General features: G+C 60.1%; 20 protein-coding genes. 11 read left to right on the forward strand and 9 right to left on the reverse strand.

Annotated features, from left to right (window positions below; all coding sequences use genetic code 11):
* The first annotated feature begins 37 nt into the window (after positions 1-37).
* Positions 38-787: a class I SAM-dependent methyltransferase gene (locus GRI43_RS12095; protein WP_160731344.1), complete on the forward strand. Its 750-nt coding sequence runs from the start codon at positions 38-40 to the stop codon at positions 785-787.
* Positions 788-1070: 283 nt separating this feature from the next.
* Positions 1071-3392, forward strand: a complete 2322-nt coding sequence (locus GRI43_RS12100) for a CDC48 family AAA ATPase (protein ID WP_160731345.1) — start codon at positions 1071-1073, stop codon at positions 3390-3392.
* Positions 3393-3417: 25 nt separating this feature from the next.
* On the opposite strand, the gene GRI43_RS12105 is transcribed toward GRI43_RS12100, so the two are convergent.
* Positions 3418-4497 carry a mechanosensitive ion channel family protein gene (locus GRI43_RS12105; protein WP_160731346.1) on the reverse strand — a complete coding sequence of 360 codons (1080 nt, stop codon included), beginning with the start codon at positions 4495-4497 and terminating at the stop codon, positions 3418-3420.
* A 60-nt stretch (positions 4498-4557) separates the two neighbouring features.
* Positions 4558-7398, reverse strand: coding sequence for a DNA polymerase I (gene polA, locus GRI43_RS12110; RefSeq protein WP_160731347.1), 2841 nt, complete (start codon positions 7396-7398; stop codon positions 4558-4560).
* A gap of 263 nt (positions 7399-7661) precedes the next feature.
* On the opposite strand from polA, the gene GRI43_RS12115 reads away from it, so the two are divergent.
* Complete coding sequence (locus GRI43_RS12115) at positions 7662-7913, forward strand: hypothetical protein (protein ID WP_160731348.1); 252 nt, start codon at positions 7662-7664, stop codon at positions 7911-7913.
* Between the two features lie 145 nt (positions 7914-8058).
* Here GRI43_RS12115 and GRI43_RS12120 read toward each other — a convergent pair whose 3' ends face one another.
* Both GRI43_RS12120 and GRI43_RS12125 read right to left on the reverse strand, forming a co-directional pair.
* The gene (locus GRI43_RS12120; RefSeq protein WP_160731349.1) at positions 8059-9117 is read right to left on the reverse strand and encodes a serine hydrolase; all 1059 of its coding nucleotides are present in this window, start codon (positions 9115-9117) and stop codon (positions 8059-8061) included.
* 129 nt (positions 9118-9246) lie between these two features.
* Entirely contained in the window at positions 9247-9654 is a 408-nt protein-coding gene (locus GRI43_RS12125) for a baeRF12 domain-containing protein (RefSeq protein WP_160731350.1), read from the reverse strand.
* A 92-nt stretch (positions 9655-9746) separates the two neighbouring features.
* On the opposite strand from GRI43_RS12125, the gene GRI43_RS12130 reads away from it, so the two are divergent.
* The 5 genes from GRI43_RS12130 (at position 9747) to GRI43_RS12150 (ending at position 14392) form a co-directional block, all read left to right on the forward strand.
* Positions 9747-11105: a phosphotransferase family protein gene (locus tag GRI43_RS12130; protein ID WP_338090042.1), complete on the forward strand. Its 1359-nt coding sequence runs from the start codon at positions 9747-9749 to the stop codon at positions 11103-11105.
* Between the two features lie 2 nt (positions 11106-11107).
* The gene (locus GRI43_RS12135) at positions 11108-12394 is read left to right on the forward strand and encodes an acyl-CoA dehydrogenase family protein (protein ID WP_160731351.1); all 1287 of its coding nucleotides are present in this window, start codon (positions 11108-11110) and stop codon (positions 12392-12394) included.
* Between the two features lie 83 nt (positions 12395-12477).
* Positions 12478-12912, forward strand: a complete 435-nt coding sequence (locus GRI43_RS12140) for a hypothetical protein (protein ID WP_160731352.1) — start codon at positions 12478-12480, stop codon at positions 12910-12912.
* A gap of 279 nt (positions 12913-13191) precedes the next feature.
* Positions 13192-14055 (forward strand): S-methyl-5'-thioadenosine phosphorylase, encoded by an 864-nt coding sequence (mtnP, locus tag GRI43_RS12145; RefSeq protein ID WP_160731353.1) that lies wholly within the window; start codon positions 13192-13194, stop codon positions 14053-14055.
* Between the two features lie 67 nt (positions 14056-14122).
* Complete coding sequence (locus tag GRI43_RS12150) at positions 14123-14392, forward strand: hypothetical protein (RefSeq protein WP_160731354.1); 270 nt, start codon at positions 14123-14125, stop codon at positions 14390-14392.
* Between the two features lie 33 nt (positions 14393-14425).
* Here GRI43_RS12150 and GRI43_RS12155 read toward each other — a convergent pair whose 3' ends face one another.
* Both GRI43_RS12155 and GRI43_RS12160 read right to left on the reverse strand, forming a co-directional pair.
* Positions 14426-15439, reverse strand: coding sequence for a radical SAM protein (locus GRI43_RS12155; RefSeq protein WP_235903746.1), 1014 nt, complete (start codon positions 15437-15439; stop codon positions 14426-14428).
* Positions 15436-16854 (reverse strand): dihydrolipoyl dehydrogenase family protein, encoded by a 1419-nt coding sequence (locus tag GRI43_RS12160; protein WP_160731356.1) that lies wholly within the window; start codon positions 16852-16854, stop codon positions 15436-15438. The genes GRI43_RS12155 and GRI43_RS12160 overlap by 4 nt, the downstream gene beginning before the upstream one ends.
* 103 nt (positions 16855-16957) lie before the next feature.
* On the opposite strand from GRI43_RS12160, the gene GRI43_RS12165 reads away from it, so the two are divergent.
* Both GRI43_RS12165 and GRI43_RS12170 read left to right on the forward strand, forming a co-directional pair.
* Positions 16958-18013 (forward strand): methyltransferase domain-containing protein, encoded by a 1056-nt coding sequence (locus GRI43_RS12165; protein ID WP_160731357.1) that lies wholly within the window; start codon positions 16958-16960, stop codon positions 18011-18013.
* A complete protein-coding gene (locus GRI43_RS12170; protein ID WP_235903747.1) occupies positions 18010-19041 on the forward strand; it encodes an SDR family oxidoreductase in 1032 nt (343 codons plus the stop codon). Before GRI43_RS12165 ends, GRI43_RS12170 begins: the two co-directional genes overlap by 4 nt.
* A gap of 3 nt (positions 19042-19044) precedes the next feature.
* Here the strand turns inward: GRI43_RS12170 and GRI43_RS12175 are convergent, their stop codons facing one another.
* Positions 19045-19782, reverse strand: a complete 738-nt coding sequence (locus GRI43_RS12175; protein WP_338090043.1) for a glycosyltransferase — start codon at positions 19780-19782, stop codon at positions 19045-19047.
* Positions 19779-20369: a TIGR04282 family arsenosugar biosynthesis glycosyltransferase gene (locus tag GRI43_RS12180; protein ID WP_160731358.1), complete on the reverse strand. Its 591-nt coding sequence runs from the start codon at positions 20367-20369 to the stop codon at positions 19779-19781. Before GRI43_RS12180 ends, GRI43_RS12175 begins: the two co-directional genes overlap by 4 nt.
* A gap of 53 nt (positions 20370-20422) precedes the next feature.
* Here GRI43_RS12180 and GRI43_RS12185 point away from each other — a divergent pair, with 53 nt between their 5' ends.
* Complete coding sequence (locus GRI43_RS12185) at positions 20423-21211, forward strand: sterol desaturase family protein (protein ID WP_160731359.1); 789 nt, start codon at positions 20423-20425, stop codon at positions 21209-21211.
* A gap of 3 nt (positions 21212-21214) precedes the next feature.
* Here the strand turns inward: GRI43_RS12185 and GRI43_RS12190 are convergent, their stop codons facing one another.
* Positions 21215-21979 (reverse strand): aspartyl/asparaginyl beta-hydroxylase domain-containing protein, encoded by a 765-nt coding sequence (locus GRI43_RS12190; RefSeq protein ID WP_160731360.1) that lies wholly within the window; start codon positions 21977-21979, stop codon positions 21215-21217.
* Positions 21980-22039: the final 60 nt, after the last annotated feature.

The raw sequence follows: 22039 nt of genomic DNA on the forward strand, positions 1-22039 counted from the left end.
CGCATCTTCAACCCTGAGAAAATCAAGGGAGGGATAGATGATAGGATACCCAAGAGCAGGCATCACGGCAGCAGCAATCGTCGCGGCATTGCTCGCGGCGCCGTTGCAGGCAGGAACCGCAGACGTCCAGGAGGCTTTGGCGAACCCTGAGCGAAGCGAGGCTGAAAGGGCGCTGGATGAAAGCCGGATGCCGGCAGAGGTCATCGCGTTTTCAGGTATTGAAGAGGGCGCGGTCGTTGCCGATTTCATGGCTGGCGGCGGATATTACACGGCGCTGCTGGCGCGGCAGGTCGGGCCGGACGGCCGCGTGTACGCGGTGAACCCGGCAGGATTTCATGACCCGAAGGTCTGGGCGCCGGTGCTGCGCGACAATGCCAACATCCGGGTCATGCCGGTCGCCCCGCAGGCTATGCTGATCGCGCCGGGCAGCGTCGACACGATATTCACGCATCTGGTGTTTCATGATCTGTACTGGGAATCAGAGCAGTATAAGTTCCCCAGGCTTGATGTCGATTTTGTCCTTGCGAACTGGTTTGCGGCGGTCAAACCTGGCGGGAGCGTGATCGTGGTCGATCATGTCGGGCCGGCAGGCGATCCGCGAAAAATAACGCAGAGCCTGCACCGTATCGACCCGGAGACAGTGATCGCTGCGATGAGTCGAGCAGGTTTCACGCTCGAAAAACGCAGCGATATGCTGCAGCGCAGCGAAGACGATGGGGCAAAAAACGTTTTCGATCCCGAAATTCGCGGTAAGACCGACCGTTTCGTGATGAAATTCCGCCGTTAATCAGGTGCTTGCGCCGAGTGTTGCAAAAAATTCAACCCCCTATGTCCTTTTCGCACTTGCACAAAAAAGCACTCTGGCCCATTTGAGAGGGGCCTTTTAGGCATCCTCTCCCAAACTTTCATAGGCCCGGTCGGCAACGACTGGGCCTTTTTTCTTTGCGGCTTAGAAACTGCGTTACTTTCCTGATCGGCACCGAATTGGGTTTCGTTCATTTGCATCCTGAGGGTCCTCTTCCTAGCTAGGCAAGAGAGATTGCGGACAAACTTCAGGAAGCAGGTGCCAGATGGCCGAAACCGACACGGCAGTAAAAGAACAAACAGTACGGTTGCAGGTTGCGGCTGCCAGGCAGGAAGAAAGCGGACAGGGCATTGCCCGAATGCCGCGCTCCGCCTTTCAGGCTCTTGGCATCACCGAGGGCGATGTTGTCGAAATCAGCGGCAAACGCACCACCGTTGCGATCGCTATGGCGGCCTATGATGAAGACCAGTCTTTGGAAGTTGTGCGGCTGGACGGCCTGCAGCGGGGCAATGCCGAGGCCGGTTCAGGCGAACATGTCGTTATCAAGAGCGCCGAATCACAGCCCGCGACTCGAGTGGTGTTTGCACCGGCGCAGCGCGAAATGCGGCTGCAGGGTCCGACACAGGCGCTGAAGCGCAATTTCTTTCGCAAGCCAATCGTCGCAGGCGATCTGGTCGCAACCGCGGGCCAGCAACCCGTCCAGAACATGCCGCCGCAGGTGCAGCGGATGTTCAATGCGCCGGCATATGCTCTTACCCAGATCCGTCTGAGTGTCGTGTCGACGACACCAAAAGGCATCGTCCATATCGACGAGGATACCGAAGTTGAGCTTCGCGCCGAGTTCGAAGAGCCGCGCGATCCCCGTGCCGGTGTGAATTACGACGATGTCGGCGGTATTGGCGATACCATCCAGCAATTGCGCGAGATGGTCGAATTGCCGCTGCGCTATCCCGAATTGTTTACCCGCCTGGGCGTCGATCCGCCCAAGGGAGTGCTTCTCCATGGCCCTCCCGGAACCGGCAAGACCCGCTTGGCGCAAGCTGTCGCAAACGAAAGCGACGCTGAATTTTTCACCATCAACGGTCCGGAAATCATGGGCTCGGGGTATGGCGAAAGCGAGAAGAAGCTGCGCGAAGTGTTTGAAGAAGCCTCGCGGGTTTCCCCGTCGATCATCTTTATCGACGAGATCGACTCCATTGCACCCAAGCGGACGCAGGTTCACGGCGAAACCGAAAAACGGCTGGTCGCACAATTGCTCACCCTGATGGACGGGCTTGAGGCGCGCTCCAATCTGGTGGTCATCGCCGCAACAAACCGGCCCGATGCTCTGGACGAGGCGCTGCGCCGGCCGGGCCGTTTCGACCGCGAAATCGTGATCGGTGTCCCTGACGAGAAGGGTCGCCGCGAAATCCTGGCGATCCATACACGCGGGATGCCGCTGGGTGAAAAGGTCAACCTGACCGAACTCGCCAAGACTACGCATGGTTTTGTCGGTGCCGATCTGGCTGCGCTTGCACGCGAAGCTGCAATCGATGCGGTGCGCCGGATCATGCCCAAGCTCGATCTGGATGAACGGACCGTACCGCAGGACGTCCTCGATGAACTGTGTGTAACGCGGGAGGATTTTCTCTCGGCACTCAAACGCGTCCAGCCATCCGCCATGCGTGAAGTGATGGTCCAGATGCCTAACGTGGGCTGGGATGACATCGGCGGGGTCGATGACGCCATCGAAAGCCTGCGCGAAGGGATCGAACTGCCGCTAAAAAATGAAGAGGCGTTTGCCCGTCTCGGCATTCGCGCTGCCAAGGGCTTCCTGCTCTATGGCCCCCCGGGAACGGGCAAGACGTTGCTGGCAAAAGCGGTCGCGAAGGAGGCCGAGGCAAACTTCATTTCGATGAAAAGCTCCGACCTGCTCAGCAAATGGTACGGCGAAAGCGAACAGCAGATCGCCCGTATGTTCCAGCGCGCCCGTGCAGTCGCGCCATGCGTCGTGTTCATCGACGAAATCGACAGCCTCGTGCCTGCTCGCGGAAGCGGTCAGGGCGAACCGCAGGTCACCGGCAGGGTGGTCAACACCATCCTCGCCGAGATGGACGGTCTCGAGGAACTTCAATCCGTAATCGTGATTGGCGCGACCAACCGGCCAACGCTGGTCGACCCCGCTTTGCTGCGTCCGGGCCGGTTCGACGAACTGGTCTATGTCGGCACACCCGATGAAAAGGGCCGCGAGCAGATATTGGGCATCCACGCGGCGGCAATGCCGCTGGCGAAAGATGTCGATATGGCGTCGATCGCCAAAAAGACGGAACGCTTCACCGGCGCCGATCTGGAGGATGTCGTCCGCCGCGCAGGTCTCAATGCGCTGCGGCGTGCAGGGGCCGACGTCAAGGAAGTGAATGCCGCTGATTTTGCAGAAGCGCTGAAGGATTCGCGCGCGACCGTCACATCCAAGATGGAAGACGAATACAAGAAGATGCGCGGCGAGCTGAAGAAGCGCGCAGCCGAAGTGAAACCGTCAATCGGCTTCCTCAGCGAGGGGATGGTCGAATCGGTACGGGACAAGAAGCACGGAGACGAGACCGGCTGATTGCCAGCCGGTCTCGGTTTTCCGCTTATTTGCCTTTGACGCGCTCGTTCGCTGCCTCGACCTCGAGACGGTGGCGGATCAGCGCGTCCGGCATTTCCCGCCGCAGCCAGGCTATCATGTGTTCGCGCACTGCGCAGCGCAGAGCGAACAGGTCGGCAATGGTGTTGGCGCTCATCGACAGGCGCAATTCGATGCTCTCCGGATGCGCCTCGGTCATCAGCAGGCCTACCGTGCGCTTGTCCCACAATTCGTGCTGTTCGACGAAGCGTTCGAATTCAGCCCGGATGGGGTCGACTTCGGCTGCGGGGTCAAGGTGCAGGTATACCGGCCCGGTCAGTTTTTCACTCTTGCGGGACCAGTTTTCGAAGCTGTGATCGAGGACGCTGGTCGTCGGAACGATGATCGCTCGTTCGTCCCATGTCCGGACCGTGACGAAGCTCATGCGGATTTCCTCGACACGCCCCGTATGGCCGTCGATCACGACCAGGTCGCCGATACGAAGCGGTTCGGTTAGCGCCATCTGGATGCCGCCAATCAGCGATTTCAGCGCTGGCTGTGCTGCAGCACCGACCGCCAGAGCAGCCAGACCAGCGGATGCCAGCAATGTCGTCCCGATCGACTGCACGCTGGGAATGGCAAACAGCATCAGGCCAACAGTTATGAACACGATCGCGAAGGTTGCCGTGCGCGAGAGAATGGACAGCCGCGTACGGCGGCTGCGAACGGCGACGGGATCTTTCGATGCCTCCAGCCGGATTTCCATCGCCGCGGTGAATGCTTTGACCAGAGTGTATGCGATCCAGCCAAGCAGGGCAGGGCGTACGAATTGCGCCACCGGTTCCCACACAAAGGCCAGCGTGGAATCGGCCTGCGCCACCAGAGTGACGGCAATGGCGATCATCGACCATTTGATGGGGCGCCGAATGCTTTCGATGATCAGGTCATCGGAAGTGTTTTCAGAAGCTGCGGTGACCCGCCGCAAGATCGCGAAAACGACCCTGTAGGCAAAATATGCGGCCACAATCGCGGCAAGGAGGCCCAGTGCAGCGGGGAGAATCTCGCCCCAGGCAATGGTCCAGTTCTGCGGATTAAGCTGTTCTAACATGGGCGCCACCTATGGATGAGGCGGAACACTTACAACCCCGACGGGGCAATCCGCATCCTATCAGTGCGCCTCGTCCCAACTGGTTCCCGTTCCGATCTCTATACCAAGCGGAACATCGAGCTGCACCGCAGGACGGGCAGCCTCGGCCATGATCTTTTCGATTACCGGCTTTGCCTTGTCCACGTCGCCTTCGGGCAGTTCGAACACGAGTTCATCGTGGACCTGCAACAGCATCCTGACCTTATCCAGCCCGGCATCGTGCAGCGCTGGCATCATCCTAGCCATTGCGCGCTTGATGATATCTGCGCTCGTACCCTGGATCGGAGCGTTGATGGCTGCGCGTTCGCTGCCCTGCCGCTCTGCCTGGTTCTTGGAATTAATCCGCGGGAACCATGTCTTGCGGCCGAACAGCGTTTCCGAATATCCACGCTCGCGCACGGTCTCGAGTGTTTCTGCGATGTACCGCTGGATGCCCGGGAAACGTTCGAAGTAGCGGTCGATCATCGCCTGCGCTTCGTCTGCTTCCACCCCAAGTCTGCCAGCCAGACCCCAGCGCGAAATGCCGTACAGGATTGCAAAGTTTATGGTCTTTGCCTGCGCGCGCGTATCGCGGTTCACTTCGCCGTACATTTCGCGGGCCGTACGGTTGTGAATATCCTCGCCCTGCTCGAACGCTTCCTTCAGCGAGGGGACGTCGGCCATGTGTGCTGCAAGCCGCAGCTCGATCTGCGAATAGTCGGCAGCCAGCAGAACATTGCCGGGCTCAGCCACGAATGCCTCACGAATCTGACGGCCGATAGCCGTGCGGATCGGGATATTCTGCAAGTTCGGATCGGTCGACGAAAGCCGCCCGGTCTGCGCCCCGACCAGGCTGTAGCTGGTGTGGACACGTCCGGTCTTGGGATTGATCGCCGCCTGCAACGCATCGGTATAGGTCGATTTCAGTTTCGACAGCTGGCGCCATTCCAGCACCTTGTTGGCAATTTCGGCGCCTTCGCCTGCCAGTTTTTCCAGCACTGCCTGATCGGTCGAATACTGGCCGCTCTTGCCTTTGCGTCCACCCTTGTATCCCAGCTTGTCGAACAGGATGTCGCCCAGCTGCTTGGGGCTGCCAATGGTGAATTCCTGCCCTGCGTCTTCGTGGATCTGCTTTTCCAGTTTGCCCATTTCGGTTGCGAATTCTTCGGACAAACGGGCCAGCTGCGTGCGGTCAACCTTGATCCCGTTCCGCTCCATCATTGCCACCACGGGTACCAGCGGCCGGTCGACGCGCTCGTAAATTGTGGTCCCGCCTTCGATCGAGAGGCGGGGTTTAAGGTGCTTGTGAAGGCGCCAGGTGACATCCGCATCTTCAGCCGCATATTCGGTCGCCCGGTCCAGCGGGACCTCGCCGAACGGGATCTGCTTCTTGCCGGTCCCGCACACTTCCTTGAACGATAGCGGTTGGTGCCCGAGATGGCGGGAACTGAGTTCGTCCATGCCGTGACCGCCGCCAATGCCGCTTTCGCCGCGCCCGGCATCCAACGCAAAGCTGATGATCATCGTGTCGTCGATCGGCGCGACTTCGACGTCATAACGGGCCAGCACATTCAGATCGTATTTTATGTTCTGTCCGATTTTAAGAACCGCGTCGCTCGCCAGTAGCGGGCGCAGCGCTGCCAGTGCTTCGTCGAGAGCGATCTGCTCTGGCTTCTCGTCGAACATGTCGCTGCCGCCATGCTGCAACGGGATATAGCAGGCCTCGTTAGGGCCGGTTGCCAGACTGATGCCGACAAGATCAGCCTGCATAGCGTCGAGCGCGCTGGTTTCCGTGTCTACGGCGATAACGCGCGCGGCGAGGCATTTCTCGATCCACCGGTCCAGCGCATCGCGTGTCTGGACACATTCATAGCTGGTGCGGTCCACGGCAGGCATATCAGGCAGGGGCTGGCTGTTGCCCTTTGCAGATGCGGCGGCGCCGGCGGTTTCAGCCTTGGCCGGGTTCAGATCATTGGCCCGGTCCGGACTTCCGGTTCCCGCGTCCAATCGCCGCAGCAGGCTGGTGAAACCGTGCTTGTGAAGGAAATCGGCGAGCGGTTCGCTCGGCACACCGTCGAGCGCAAAGTCTTCCAGTGGAACGGGCAGATCGCAATCTTCCTTCAGCGTCACCAAAATCCGGCTCATCTCCGCATCTTCGCGGTGTTCCAGCAGACGCTCTTTCAGCTTCGATTTCTTCATGTCGGCAGCTGCATCGAGCGCCGCGGTCAGATTGCCATGTTCCTGGATCAGCTTGGTCGCGGTCTTCGGACCAACGCCGAAGATGCCGGGGATGTTATCGACCGAATCGCCCATCAGCGCCAACACGTCGCCGACCAGGTCGGGCGCCACGCCAAATTTTTCCTCGACCTCGGGGATCGAGATGCGCTGGTTCTTCATCGTATCAAGCATGTCGATGCGGCCGCTCGAATCGCTGCCGCTGTCGATCAGCTGCATGAGATCCTTGTCCGACGATACAATTGTAACATCCCACCCCTTGGCCGCTGCGGCGCGCGCATAGGATGCGATCAGGTCGTCTGCTTCCAGCCCTTCTTCCTCGATGCATTCGAGGCTGAACGCGCGCGTGGCGTCGCGGATCAGCGGAAATTGGGGCACCAGGTCTTCGGGCGGGGGCGGACGGTTCGCCTTGTATTCGGGATAAATATCGTTGCGGAATGAATGGCTCGACTTGTCGAGGATGACAGCCAGATGTGTCGGGCCTTCCGCCTTGTCGAGGTCCTCTGCCAGTTTCCACAACATGGTGGTGTAACCGTAAACCGCGCCGACCGGTGTCCCTTCGGGATCGGTCAGCGGGGGTAGCCTGTGATAGGCGCGGAAGATATAGGCGGAGCCATCGACGAGATAGAGGTGCTGCTTATCGGCCATGTTTTGCATCTAGCAGTGCATTCGGGCCCGGTCAGCTTACTTTGGCGAACAATCGCCGGTAATTTTTCTCGGCTGCAAAACCGCGCATTTCGGCCATTTTGAGGCAAATAAGGCCAAAAAAAGGCAGGAAACGTGTGAATCCGCTTGCGCTGCCACATTTCGGCCTTTATTTAGCACTCACGAAGTCTGTCCTTGGGGGGAGATTTCGCGTGTGGCCCCATCGGGCCGTGCGATATTCACTCGCTGTTTTAAGGAATTTATACATGCGTAAGATCGTTCTTGCTGCCGCAGCTGCCGGCGCCGCCCTGACCCTCGCTGCTTGTTCGGAAGCAACCGAAGACGCTGCTTCGGAAACCGCTGATTCGATGGCTGCAGACGCTGAAGCTAACGCTGAAGCTGCTACCGACGCTGTTGCTGAAGCTGGCGCAGAAGTTGAAGCTGCTGCTGACGAAGCTGCTGCAGACGCTGAAGCTGCTATGCAGAACGAAACCGAAGAAGAAGCTCAGGCTGACTAATCTTCGGCTTTCAGCTGATAAAAGAAAGGGCGGTACCGGAAGGTGCCGCCCTTTTCTTATGTCTGGCTGACATCACCGGGGACCGTCACTGGCCCTGGGCGATGTCTATCGATGCGGGGTGGGCGTCAAAGCCGTCAAAGCGGCGTCAGCCGCCGGTCTTGTATTCAGCGTTTACCCAGTTGCGGGCGCTCTGCGATGAAAACCCGTTATACAGAGCGCGGGCAATATTCGCGATCCGCTCGTCACGTTTGCGGCGGGCTTCGCGCTTGTTCATCGCTTCGTGATCGCTCGACAGGCTTTGACCAGTCACATAGATCGCGATTGCGATTGCACGGCCATCGGGCGTTTCAAATATCCCGATGTCGCTTGCCATCCGGTTCAAGGTGCCGGTTTTGTGCGCGACATTGGCGCTCATGGGCAGTGCTGAACGTATCCGGCGCTTGCCTGTCGTAGTGTTCTCCATCGCGCCGATCAGAACATCACGGCTGGAGCGGCTGAGCCATTTGCCCTGGTACAAACCTGCCAGCAGCTTTGCCATGGCATTGGGGGTTGCGCTGTCGCGGTTATCGATCCGCGTTGCGGGGTCGACCTCGCCATCATCCCTGACCAGCGTCGCAATATCCCGGGACAGTTCAAAATCATCAATGCCGGCACGGCGCATCCAGGCGTTGACCGCCTGCGGCCCGCCGACCACGCGCAGCAGCGCATCGGTTGATGCATTGCTGCTCTTGCTGATCATCAGGTTCAGCAGTTGTTCGGCTGGCAAATAGGTGCCTTCGCGTACCGGGGCACGGGGTGAAGAATACTTGCCCGACTTCACCGGAATCAGAAGCGGAAATTCGCTCGTCAGGCTCCAACGGCCCTGATCAACACCGGCAAGAAACGTTGCTGCAATCGCGACCTTGCTCGTGCTGGCCATCGGGAAGCGCTGATCCCCCAGGACCGATACCTGATAGCCGGTAGTAAGATCGATTGCGGAAACCCCGATCCGGCCCTGATCGCCATCGGCAACTTTCGCGAGCTGCCGTTCAAAGCTGGATTCGTATACTGCGTCAAAAGTCTGCGGCGCTCGCGGTTCGGTTCCGAAGGTTCGGTCGAAAGCAGACTCGAAATTGGCCGTTTGAGCCTGCGCTGGTGCCAGTGCTGTCAGCCCGAGGGCTGCTGCAAAACCAAATCGTCCCAAAATGCCGAGTCCTGATCGCATGTATATCTAGCTACCCTTAGTATGCTTTTCATATCCTTAACGGCTGAAGATTCCGCTAGGCAAGCAAGATAGCGACGAAAAGTGTCGCTGTAGCGACCAAAACTAACGCAATCGGGTTATCTTTCGAAATCAGGAGCTGGAAATGGCGGCCGCAATCTTCTCGCCTGTTTCGCCCGTCATGGTTTTCGCGATTTCACCGCTCACGCGCTTTTCCAGTTCGGAATGATAATGGCGGCGCATTTCGCCCAGTGTTTTAGGGTCCGCAATGACGACCAGATCGTCAATCTCGCCGCTGATAGCCTGCTTGTTGAGCCATTCTGATGCAGCAGCCGCATGGGCAAGTTCGTCAAGCTGGGTGCTTCCGGTGCGCTGCCCGGCGTCATCCTGATGCTTCACGCCCGCGCTGAAATTGGAGGCGGTCAGGTCTGGCTGCGCCACTGTCTTGAGCTTCGGTTCGAAGATTTGTCCTTCGTTCTGCATGATGACGAAGTTCTCTCCATCGACGACGGCGACGTGTGCTTTGTGGGCCAGTTTCATAAGCTCTCCTGATTGGTTTGTTATTGTCTCAACGTCTGACTTCGGGAATCGTTGCGGTTGTCTGATCGCATCAGTCCTGCAAGGTTAGCCAAGTGAACGATAAAACAATCTCGCAAGAAGAGCTCAAAGCCGGGATCGAGCGGGCATTGGCCCGGACCGGGCGCGGTCAATCGGACAATCTGAAGCGCCTGACGGGCGGCGCCACCATGGAGAGTTGGCGGTTCGAGGCCGAGGGTGAGGCATTTGTCCTGCGCCGCGCGCCAAGCCTGGCTTTCATGGATGGGCGGCCGTTCGGCCATGAAAGCGAAGCGGCGATCATCCGGAGCGCTCACGCCGCCGGTGTAACTGCACCCGAAGTGCTGACAGTGCTGGAGGCTAAGGACGGCATAGGCAGCGGCTTCATCATGCGTGCGCTGCCCGGTACACCTGACCCGCGCGCAATTCTTGCGATGGAGCAGCCCGACCGCATTCTGGGCGAAGTCGCCCGCGATCTGGCGCGGATCCACTCGATCGGCCGGGCGGATCTGCCAGCGGACGTGCCTGTCATGGATTATGCGGAGGGCGTAGAGAGTCTGCGCCTGCAATTCGAGGAAGCGGGCGGAGACCGTCCGATCATCGCACTGGGGCTGCGCTGGCTGGCGGACAATGTGCCCGCAGCGGTCGAGCCGGTGCTCAACCACGGCGACTACCGGCTGGGAAATATCCTGTGCGAAGACAGCCACCTGACCGGCGTGCTGGACTGGGAACTGGCGCATTTCGGTGATCCGCATGAAGACCTTGCGTTCGGCTGCATGCCGGTGTGGCGCTTCGCCCGGTACGACCGGCCCGCGCTGGGGCTGGGGAGCCTAGAGGATTATTTCGCGGCCTATGAGGCGGAAAGCGGCCGCAAGGTCGACCCGGCGCGCTTCCGCTTCTGGTCGGTATATCGCACGGTCTGGTGGGCGCTCGGCTGTATCCGCATGGCCGACTTCTGGCGCCGGGGCGAAGACCGGATGCTAGAACGCGTGGTGATCTCGCGCCGGACCAGCGAGCAGGAACTCGACCTGCTCATGCTGCTGGAAGAAGATGCGCCGGAGGAAGAGCGCGCCAAGCCGGTGCGCTTCGAGCCAAGCGAATTTCATCACGGCAAGGGCGAAGCGACACTTTCCGAGTTGCTGCAAGCGATCAACGAATGGCTGGGGTCGATGAAGGGCAAGGTCGAGGGGCACGACAAGTTCCAGCTCGCAGTCGCCCGCAATGCACTGGGCATGGCGATCCGTGAGGAGGCAGAGCTGCCCGGCCACTTCGAATCGAAATCCGTTGCCCGCGAAATCACAAGCGGTGAGCGCAGCTTGCAGACACCGGGGATGCTTGGCTGGCTGCGCCACAGTGCGCTGGAAAAGCTCAGCGTCGATGTACCGAAATACCCCGCGCTCGCTGCTGCGCGTAAGAGTTGGACCGGAGAGGAATAGCAATGGATTTTACCATCCCGCAGGAACTGGAAGATTATTACGCAGAGCTGGAGAAGTTCATCGATGCGGAGATCGAACCGCTGGTGGCCGCAGACGACAATATCCGTTTCTTCGACCATCGCCGTGAGAATGCACGGACCGATTGGGACCGTGAGGGCCTGCCCAACCATGAATGGGAGGAACTGCTCCGCGCTGCGCGCAAGGCCGCCGACAAGGCAGGGCACTGGCGCTTTTCCGCACCGAAGGAATATGGCGGCAAGGATGGTTCGAACCTGTGGATGGCGGTGATCCGCGACCGGTTCGCTGCGCGCGGGCTGGGGCTGCACAATGATTTGCAGAACGAACACAGCATCGTCGGCAATTTCCCGTTCGTCGCCATGTTCGAGCATTTCGGGACGGAGGAACAGAAGCAGGAATTCATCCTCGGCGGGTTCGAAGGGACGCGGCGGGTCGCCTTTGGCCTGACGGAGGCCAATCACGGCAGCGATGCGACGCACATGGAAACCCGTGCGGTGCGCGAAACGCGTGACGGCGTCGATGGCTGGCTGATCAATGGCGAGAAGATGTGGATCACCGGGATGCATGTCGCCACGCATTGCGCGGTGTTCGCCCGCACCAGCGGCGACAATGGCGATGCGCGCGGCATCACCTGTTTCCTCGTGCCGAACCCGACAGAGGGGCTGAAGATCGAGGAATGGATGTGGACCTTCAACATGCCGACCGACCATCCGCGCCTCAGCCTGACCGACATCTGGGTGCCCGACAGCGTGATGCTGGGCGAGGAGGGCAAGGGCCTCGCTCTGGCGCAGAGCTTCGTTCACCAGAACCGCATCCGCCAGGCTGCTTCATCGCTCGGCGCGGCGAGTTTCTGTGTCGAGGAAAGCGTGCGTTATGCCCGTGAACGCAAGCCTTTCGGACAGGAACTGGCGCGCAATCAGGCGATCCAGTTCCCCCTGGTCGAACTGGCCACGCAGTGCGAAATGCTGCGGATGCTGATCTACAAGACCGCATGGGATATGGACAATATGCCGCACAAGGAGATCGAGCGGACGATCTCCGACAAGGTCAGCATGTGCAATTACTGGGCGAACCGCTTGGTATGCGAGGCCGCTGACCGTGCGATGCAGGTGCATGGCGGTATCGGTTACTCGCGGCACAAGCCGTTCGAACACATCTATCGCCACCACCGGCGTTACCGCATCACAGAGGGCGCGGAAGAAATCCAGATGCGCAAGATCGGTGCGTATCTGTTCGGCTATCTCGGCCCGAAAAAGGGCAAATATAATTGAGGTCTACAGCGACTGCTGCAGCCTTCGTGCTGTTGGGAGGCTGCCATTCGCAGCCGGAGCACTCGCAGTTGCCATCGAACTTCATGTTTGAGCTTCCCAAAGTGTGCGATCTGTCTGCAGTCCATGAAGGTCTGCGCAATCAATCGATAGACCGTGAGCGCCCGCCGGCCTGCGCTCTCCCGACGGCAGAAACGATCGCGCAAGCCTGTGCCATTCATGACCAGGTTCGCGATCCATCCTACAACCCAACCTATGACGAACTCGGCTATATCCGCAGTGCGCCACCGCCGCCCGAGTACCTAGTGAGTGACCTGCAATGCCGTTTCACCAGTGCGGAGGAGAACGAAGCGAATTGCAGCTTCGGCCTCGCACTGCCGGGGGAGGAGAGAGGTGCGCGGCAAGTCGAAGCCCGCTTCGACAACCGGTACTGGCAGCTCGACACGATTATCTCGCATTCGCGCGGCGTTCATTGGTTTCTCCGGGACGACTGCACCCCTGATCCTGACGGCGATGTGTAGGACCAAGGCGGCAGATGTCACCCGGTTTCGTTTCGCGAGACCCTGTGTTTTCCGGCCTTTTGCAAGCCCATCAGAGTGACACACTTTCGCGCGATCTGAATTTTAGTGATGTTCAGCAGGCCCGCGATGGGAAAGAGCAGGACGAAGCCGATGGACTGCAGATTGTGTAGGAAAACGTTTTGTGCGCCGGACAATCAGTCGATCGACCTCCAAGCAAAGGCCGAGGCGACAGGGGGTTTTTTGCTTTCGATTAGCGATTGAGCCGCTAGACATGACAAGATGAGCAAATGGACTATCGGCATCATCGGAGGCAGCGGCCTCTACCAGATCGACGCGCTGGAAGACGCGCAGTGGATCAGAGTCAATTCGCCTTTTGGCGAAGCGTCTGACGAAATCCTGTGCGGCCGGATCGGTGATGTGCAGGTCCGGTTCCTGCCGCGCCATGGCCGCGGCCACGTGATCCCGCCGAGCGAAGTCAACGCCCGCGCCAATATCGACGCGCTGAAACGCGCCGGCTGCACCGATATACTCGCAATCTCGTCGGTCGGTTCGCTGCAGGAAGAACTGGACCCGGGGCAATTCGTGGTCGTCGACCAGTTCATCGACCGGACCAAAGGCCGCCCCGGCAGTTTCTTCGGCACCGGCATGGTCGCACATGTCAGCATGGCGGAACCTGTGTGCGAACGGATCAGCGCCTTCGCCGCAGCGGCGGTGGACCGTGCGGGCGGGGCTGTCGCGCATGGCGGCACCTATCTCGCGATGGAAGGCCCGCAATTCTCGACCCGCGCCGAAAGCCACCTCTACCGCCAGTGGGGCGCCGACGTGATCGGCATGACCGCCATGCCCGAGGCGAAACTGTGCCGCGAGGCGGAGATGCCCTATGCGCTGGTCGGCATGGTCACCGACTATGATTGCTGGCGCGAAAACGCCGCATTCGTGGAGGTCAGCGAAGTGATTGCGCAGATGAACAAGAACGGCGATCTGGCGCGCAAAACGGTTGAAGAATTCATCGCCGCACTTCCCGAAACGCGCGAAGCCTCGCCGCTCGACACGGTGCTGGACCATGCGATGATCACCGCGCCCGATGCACGCGATCCCGCGATGCTGGCAAAGCTGGATGCGGTGGCGGGGCGGGTGCTTTAGGGCTGGCGGGGAAGGTCTGCTGGCGATGCGATTGCGGTCATATGGGAAGAATGGCAAACCCGCTTACATGGGTATCGATGCAGATATTCTTTCTCAATTTCCGCTCGCGAATGTGGTCAAAGTCACATTCTATAAGCGCGACGAAGTTACGACTGACCTAATTTGCTGCGAAGTCGTGGTCGGCGATCGGGTCTGGACGTTTCATGAGGAACTTAAGGGCTGGGATTTGCTGATCGACTATCTTCAAGGACTGCCTAGCTTCCAGGCTGACTGGTTTGCGGCGGTCTCCCAGCCGCCGTTTGCTGAAAGCGAAACCATCGCATTCAGTCGTTTGTGAGAGCGTTTGCCTTCCAACCCAAAAGCAGAATTCTCAAGCCGAACAGCTCGCCCCGCCCAGCACGCAGAACCGTGCGCAATGCGGGTGGTTGAGCGCGACCTCGCTGCTTGCCTCGGCCAGCGTCTCGCCCATGTCGAAACCCTTGTCGTAGGGGATCAGCGTGCAGGTGGCGACGCGGGGGGCGGGCTCGCCCTTGCGGTGGACGACCATGCGGCTGGTGGCGCACATGATATCCGCCGGTGACTTGCCGAGGATGCCCCAGCAATCGGTGGTGATTTCGGCGATGTCCTTGGTCTCGTCCATCTCGGGGAACAGCACCAGACGCATGGGGTCGTGTGCGTCCACGCGGATGTTCTCGGCGGCGAACAGGCGGGCATAGCCTTCGCGGGCATCGCCCATGCCCTCGCCGGGCAGCAAACGGCCCGCGACTGCGATGCTGAAACCATTTTCCGACAGCCATTTTAGGCCCGCCAGCCCCGGCTCCCAGCTGCGCGGGCCACGCTCGCCTTCGTGCCCGGCTTGCGTATGATGATCCAGGCTTACGCGGATCGTCAGCCTGTCGCCGTAGCGTTCGCGAAGTTCCAGCAGCGCCGCTTCATGCCGGCGCATCGGTTTCATCGCATTGCTCAGCACCAGCGCCTCCAAACCGCGTGCCAGCGTGTCGTCCAGCATGGCGAGGAAATGCGGGTTCATGAACGGCTCGCCGCCGGTAAAGCCGATTTCCCGCGTCCCCATATTCTGCGCTTCATCGAGGAAGCGCGAAACATCTTCCGCGCCGATATAGATGAGCGCGTCATTGGTCGGGCTGCTTTCGATATAGCAGGTCGCGCAGGCCAGATTGCACAGCGTGCCGGTGTTGAACCACAGCGTTTCGAGCGTTTTCAGCGGCACCGACGCGCGCCGCTCCCCCTTGGCGGTCAATTGCGGGTCGGAGAATTTCTCGCTCGGCAGCGCCTCTGCTTCAACCCGGAATGGAGACGGGCCTTGCGGCGCGTTGCGAGACTGCGTGCGCGATTGGGCGCGCGTTTGCGTGCGTGTCTCGGTCAATTGAACGTCCGGCGCATTTTCGCGACAAAGGCCGCGTATTTCTTGGGCAGGCTGCCAAACACGGTCGGTTCCCATGCGGCGAAGGCTGCGGCCTTGGAAATCTCGCTGCGGGTAGGATAGCTGATGATCGCGCTGCCCAGTGCAAACGTGCTGCTTTTGCCGGTGATCGTCTGCGTGAAGGGCAGCAGCAATTCACCGGCATTCTTGCCGACGATGCTGGCGCCCAGCACTTTCTTGCCTTTGAGCACGACTTTCAAATGCCCCTTCGTCGCGTCTTCGGCGATGGCGCGTTCGTTGTCGGCAAAGGCTTCCTTCACCACGGTGATCTTGTCGCCGAACTGTTTGCGGGCGTCGCTTTCGGTCATGCCGATCTGGGCGACCTCCGGCTCGGTATAGGTGCACCACGGCAGCGCTTTCCAGTCGACCTTGGTCGGCAGGCCGGTGACGATTTCCAGCGCCACGTTCGACCCTTCATAGCCCGAAACATGGGTAAGGCGCGGCCCGTCGCGGCAATCGCCAATGGCATAGATGCCTTTGACCGAAGTGCGGCGGCGGTCATCGACCTTGATCCCGTTTTTCGCCAGTTCCATGTCCAGCGCTTCCAACCCGTAGCCTGAAACGCGCGCCTTGCGGCCAACCGCGATCAGCAGATGTGTGCCCGTAATTGTCTCGTCGCTGTCGGTGCTGACGGTGATGTTCCCCGCAGTGCCGCTGACCCTCTGCGCCTTGCCCTTCACGAAACGGACGCCTTCATCCGTCATGGTATCGATCACCACTTGGACCGATTCCCTGTCGTCGCGGCCCATTGGCGCGCCCGGTTCGATCACGGTCACTTCGCTGCCCAGCCTGCGGAAGCTTTGCGCCATTTCCATGCCGATCACTCCGCCGCCGATTATGACCAGGTGGCCCGGCTGCTCGTTCAGGTCGAACAGGTTTTCATTGGTCAAATAGGGTGTGCTATCCAGCCCCTCTATCGGCGGTACGAACGGTTCGGACCCGGTGGCGATAACAATGCGCGGGGCGGTTAGCGTGCGCCCGCCCACTTCGACAGATTGCCTGCCGGTGATCATCGCCCGGTCCAGGATTACCTCGCAGCCCATCTCTTCGAACGTTTCTTTTGAATCGTGCGGTTCGATATGCGCGATCGCATCGTGGATGTGCTTGTGCACCCCGGACCAGTGGACGGTCGGGGCGGCCAGCTGCACGCCGTAACGCTTTTCCTCACGCGCTTCCTGCGCGCGCTTCGCTGCGGTGATCAGCGCCTTGCTGGGCACGCAGCCATTGTTGAGGCATTCGCCGCCCATCTTGTTGCCTTCGATCAAGGCGACCTTCAGTCCGAACAGCGCACATCCGCCAGCCGCGGTAAGGCCGGCGGCACCGCCGCCGATTACGATCACATCATGGGTAAATTTCATTGTGCCCTCTCCGTAACCAACTATGGCCTGCAAACGAAACCTTTTGTGTCGGCGGCCGCATTGGTAGTGGCCTGCACTTCGTGGTCCGGAGAAACTTGGTTACATGAATATCGAAAACAGCCGTGATTATTACGGCAAGGTGCTTGGCGGGTCGGACGATCTTAAAACCGATGCCTGCTGCACCACCGAAGCACCGCCGCCAGCCGTCATGGACGCGATGCGGAATGTGCACGACGAAGTAAGGGCGCGGTATTACGGGTGCGGCCTGGTCAGCCCGCAGGCCATCGAAGGGGCGCATATCCTCGACCTTGGCTCGGGCAGCGGACAAGATGCCTACATCCTCGCGCAGATTGTCGGCGAACACGGCACGGTAACCGGCGTCGATACAACACCCGAGCAACTGGCCGTGGCCAACGAACATCTCGAATGGCACCGGGCCCGGTTCGGGTACCAGAAATCCAACGTGATGTTCGTGGAAGGCGATATCGAGAAGCTCGACGAACTGGGCCTGCCGGAAAATCATTATGACGTGATCGTATCGAACTGCGTGATCAATCTGGTGGCTGACAAACAGGCTGTATTTTCCGCCGCCTACCGCCTGCTGAAACCGGGCGGTGAGCTGTATTTTTCCGACGTGTATTCGGATCGCCGGGTGCCGGCTGACCTGCAGAACGATCCCGTGCTGCACGGCGAATGCCTGTCCGGCGCGCTGTATTGGGGCGATTTCATCGACCACGCCAAGAAAGCCGGTTTCCTCGATCCGCGGCTGGTGTTCAGCAGGCCGCTGGCCATCGGGGATGCCGAAGTTGCGGCGAAACTGGACGGTATCGAATTCCATTCCGCGACCTTTCGGCTGTTCAAACTGCCTGAACTTGAAATGCAGTGCGAGGATTACGGCCAGGCGGTAATCTACAAAGGCACGGTCAAGGGGCAGGAACGCATTTTCGAGCTGGACGATCATCACCATATCGAAGCCGGGCGGATTTTCCCGATCTGCGGGAACAGCTGGAAAATGCTCGCCGATACGCGGTTTGCAGAACACTTCACCTTCATCGGCGATTTCAGCAAGCATTGCGGGGTGTTCCCCGATTGCGGGGTCGCCATGCCGTTCACCGACGCTGGTGATGCCGGTTCTGCAGCCCCGGCAGCCTGCTGTTGAAAATTTTCCTGACCGGAGCCGCCGGCCTGATCGGCGGCGAAGTTGCTGCGCGCCTGTTGGCCCAAGGTCACAGCGTGACCGCAATGGTGCACAACAACCGCGATATTCGCGCCAATGATGGCAGCGAGGTTCAGCCTGATGAGGTCGTCACAGGCGATGTGTCAAAGCCTCTGTTCGGCTGGGACAAGAGCGAGTGGGACCGGCTGACGGGCGGCCACGATCTGCTGATCCACTGCGCGGCCACGGTCAGGTTCGATCTGGATGAAGAAACATACCGTGCCGTGAACACCGGCGGCGCTGCCAATGCGCTGGAATTTGCCCGATCGGGCGAAATGCCGATCCTGCACGTCAGCACAGCCTATGTCTGCGGCACGCGCGATGGCCGCATTCTGGAAGAAGACCGTGTGCCCGATCGCGGGTTCGCCAATGGATACGAGGCAAGCAAGGCCTCTGCCGAGAAACTGGTCCGCGCCAGCGGTGTGCCGTTCGCGATTGCCCGGCCCAGCATCGTAGTGGGTGAAAGCGGCACAGGACGCATTCGGCAATTCGACACCACCTATGCGGCCTTCAAACTGATCGCGGAAGGGCGCGTGCGTCACATGCCTGCACGCAGCGGCGCAACGCTCGATTTCGTGCCGCTCGATCATGTCGCGGCGGGCATAACCGCACTGGCCGGCAATATGCGCCGGGCGCAGGGCGGGGCCTATCACCTGGTGTCTGGCACGCCGATCCCGGTGCAGGCTTTTACCGACGGGATCGCGGCTTTCCCTCAGTTTCACCGGCCCCAATTGGTCGAACCGGACGATTTCGACCCGTCAGTTCTGCCGCCGCTCGAACGGCGCCTCTACAAGCGGGTGGCGGGTCTCTATGCCAGCTATTTTCAGCGCAATCCGCAATTCGATGACCGCGCCGCGCAGGAAATGACCGGTCTGGTTTGTCCTGCGACCGGGCCGGAATATCTGCACCAGCTGATTCAATATTGCGTGGATGTGGGGTTTCTTGCCGGGGCAGAAATCGCTGCCGAATAACACCTAGCGGATATCGGGGTAATCTTTCGCCATGCGCGAGCGTGCACCAACGGCCCACAGGATGCCGACCTTGAAATAGATCCAGTTGGCTTTGAGCGGGCCCCATGCCGCGATCCGCCGGTCAGATGTCTGGACCCAGCGTCGCACCATCCTGATCTTCCCGAGGCGGGCGAATTTCACGCACAAATCCGCCTCTTCCATCACTGCATCGCTGGGGGTGCAGCCACCGATTTCCAGAAACTGACGGCGGCGAAAAAACATTGCGTGATCCCCGAACAGCAGCCGGACACCGCGGATAAACAGGTGCGGCCGGGTGATCAGCGGCGCGTACCATGTCTTGATCCAGTTGTGGAACGTGGTGACCCAGCGGGTCTTGTCAGGCCCCTTGATTAGCGGGGTAAAGCTGGCGAGAGCGATCCTGCGATCGGCCATGGTGTCGCGGATCACCTGCACCATGTCGCCAGGTGGGGCGGTGTCGGCGTGCAGGATGCAGACAAGTTCTGCCTGCACCGCGGCAACCCCTGCATTTATCTGGACCGCCCGCCCGGTCGCGGTTTCCAGCACACGAAAACCCGCCTCGCGGATCAGGTCGCAGCTGGCATCGGTGCTGCCGCCATCGACAAACAGAACTTCCGCAGGCGCGGGGTTCAGGCCGCGCAGAACATCGAACATGTCCGGGAGGGCCTGCTGCTCGTTCAGCACTGGAAGCACGATGCCAACTTGCTGGTCTGCTGCTATCACGGCAGGAAATCCGGCCAGTTTTCAAGATCGGCTGCAGTATCGATGTCGCTCAGCTCGGGCAGAACGGCGGGCCTGATCCCCTGCTTTACAAAGCGGCTGACCGTATCGGCAAAGACACTTTGCGTGCTCCAAGCCATGTCGGTGAAGGCGAACTCTGCAGGTTCATTGTAGCCGAGCAGGTAATATCCGCCGTCGCTGGCCGGGCCGATTACCATGTCTTCGCTTTGCAAGGTGTCGCGGGCGGCCTGCAACACGGCGGGGGTGAGGCCGGGGCAGTCGCTGCCAATCAGGATCGCAGGCGCGGGCACGCGGGCCAATTTGTCGGTCAGGTCACCGCCCCCTTGATCGACCACGCGCAAATCTTCGCCCAGGCCGCGCTTGAACTGATCGATCGGAGCGCCGGTGACGCGCAGTTCGAACGGAACGCCGCTCGCCCTTGCGACTTCCACTGTATGCGCCAGCAGTTTGGTATAGATTGCCGCAGCACCAGCCGCTCCGAACCCGGGGATCAGGCGGGTTTTGGCCTTGCCCGGTTCAGGCCAGCGGCAGAAAATTCGGATTAGCGGCATCGCTTCGGGGTTAAGCATGACCCATTCTCTAACTGCTCGACTGCGGGCGCGCCATAAGGCAATGTGGGACCATGAAATCTGGTAAGCTAGCGATGATGGTTGCTGCAGGCGCAGTAGTTGGCGGAATTTTGCTGGCAGAGCGCAAGCGTCCGCTACGGCATCAGGACAAGCCGGCTATTCCGCGGAACCTGCGCAACGCAGCGCTGGGTGCCGGGTGCGCGGTATTCGTGGCTGCAGTTGAGGAACCGCTAACCCAAGCCATCGCGCGCGGCAATCTGGCCGGGAAGCGCGGTTTCGCGCAGAAACTGCCGCGCCCCTTGCGCCTTATCGGCGGGATCGCGGCGATGGATTACGGATTTTACTGGTGGCACGTTGCCACCCACAAGGTTCCGTTCCTGTGGCGCTTTCACAGGGTGCATCATATCGATCCGGACATGGACGCGAGCACGGCGGTCCGCTTTCACCCGCTTGATATGCTGGTTTCGCTTCCGTGGCGGCTGGTTCAGGTGCGGCTATCGGGCGCGAGCCCCAAATCGCTGCGCTGGTGGCGCAATTTCTTCAACTTTTCGATCCTGTTCCATCATTCGAACATGAAGCTGCCCGGCCGCACGGACGAGACGCTGGCAAAGGTGCTGACCACACCGGAAATGCACGGCATCCACCACTCCAGCATCAAGGCAGAGCGGGACAGCAATTATACCAGCGGGCTCAGTTTCTGGGACAGGCTGCACGGGACCTATCGCAGCTCGCCGCCGCAGGACGAGATCGATATCGGTGTGTACGAACAGTTTTCAGGTAACGATGTCCCGATTGATCAGTCGCTTGGGGCACCGTTTCGCGAGGTGCCGCGCCAGCGCTGATCTCTAAGCGCCAACCGCATTCTTCACATCGCCGACAAAGCTGGAGCGTCTGATCGCGTGGTATAGCATCCGGGTTGCAATTCTGCCGGGCAGCTTCATGTCCCGCTGGACCTGCAACAGCAACATGACGCGGGGTTCATCCGACATGTTCCAAACCTCATGCGGATAGGTTTCATCGAACACAAACCATTCGCCTTCGCGCCATTGATGCGTTGTGCCATCGACAGCGATTTCGCAACGTTTCCCATCTTTCGGCAACATCAGGGGCAAGTGGCAATTGAGCCATGATTTGGTCAATCCACGGTGCCGGGGAACATGCGTCCCCGGTTCCATGATCGATAGGAATGCGACAACGACGCCGGGGATCCGGCTGATCGCGTCGGCAATCAGCGGGCAGCGCGCCTGATTGTCTGCCGCGTGATACCCGTATCCCTGAAAAAAGAAGCTCTTCCATGCTGGCGAGGACGCAATGCGCCTATGGTCTGGCGAAATCTTGCCGAGCGGGGGGATTATCTCTCTTTCACGCATCAGCGGGATGATCTCGTCCCGCATCGCGCTCCATTCCCTGGCAACTTCGTTTAATCCGGGGATCAGCCGGGCGTCGATCACCGGGGTGTCGCCAATCAAGGATTGTCCCGCCAGAAACCGGTTCACCGGATCGCGAAGCCGTTTTCCGATCCTGACCAGCGGCTTTTGCCTAGGGCGAACGTAATGCTCCGCATGTTGCGGATCGGGCGCGACCCCCCTCTGGCGAGGCGGCTGGTACATGCCGCAATGCTATCAGGCTTGCAGGCGCCAGCCTTGGAAAAACGCGACGCCGCCAGCGAT

The organism is Pontixanthobacter luteolus (genome assembly GCF_009828095.1).
GTDB lineage: Bacteria > Pseudomonadota > Alphaproteobacteria > Sphingomonadales > Sphingomonadaceae > Pontixanthobacter > Pontixanthobacter luteolus.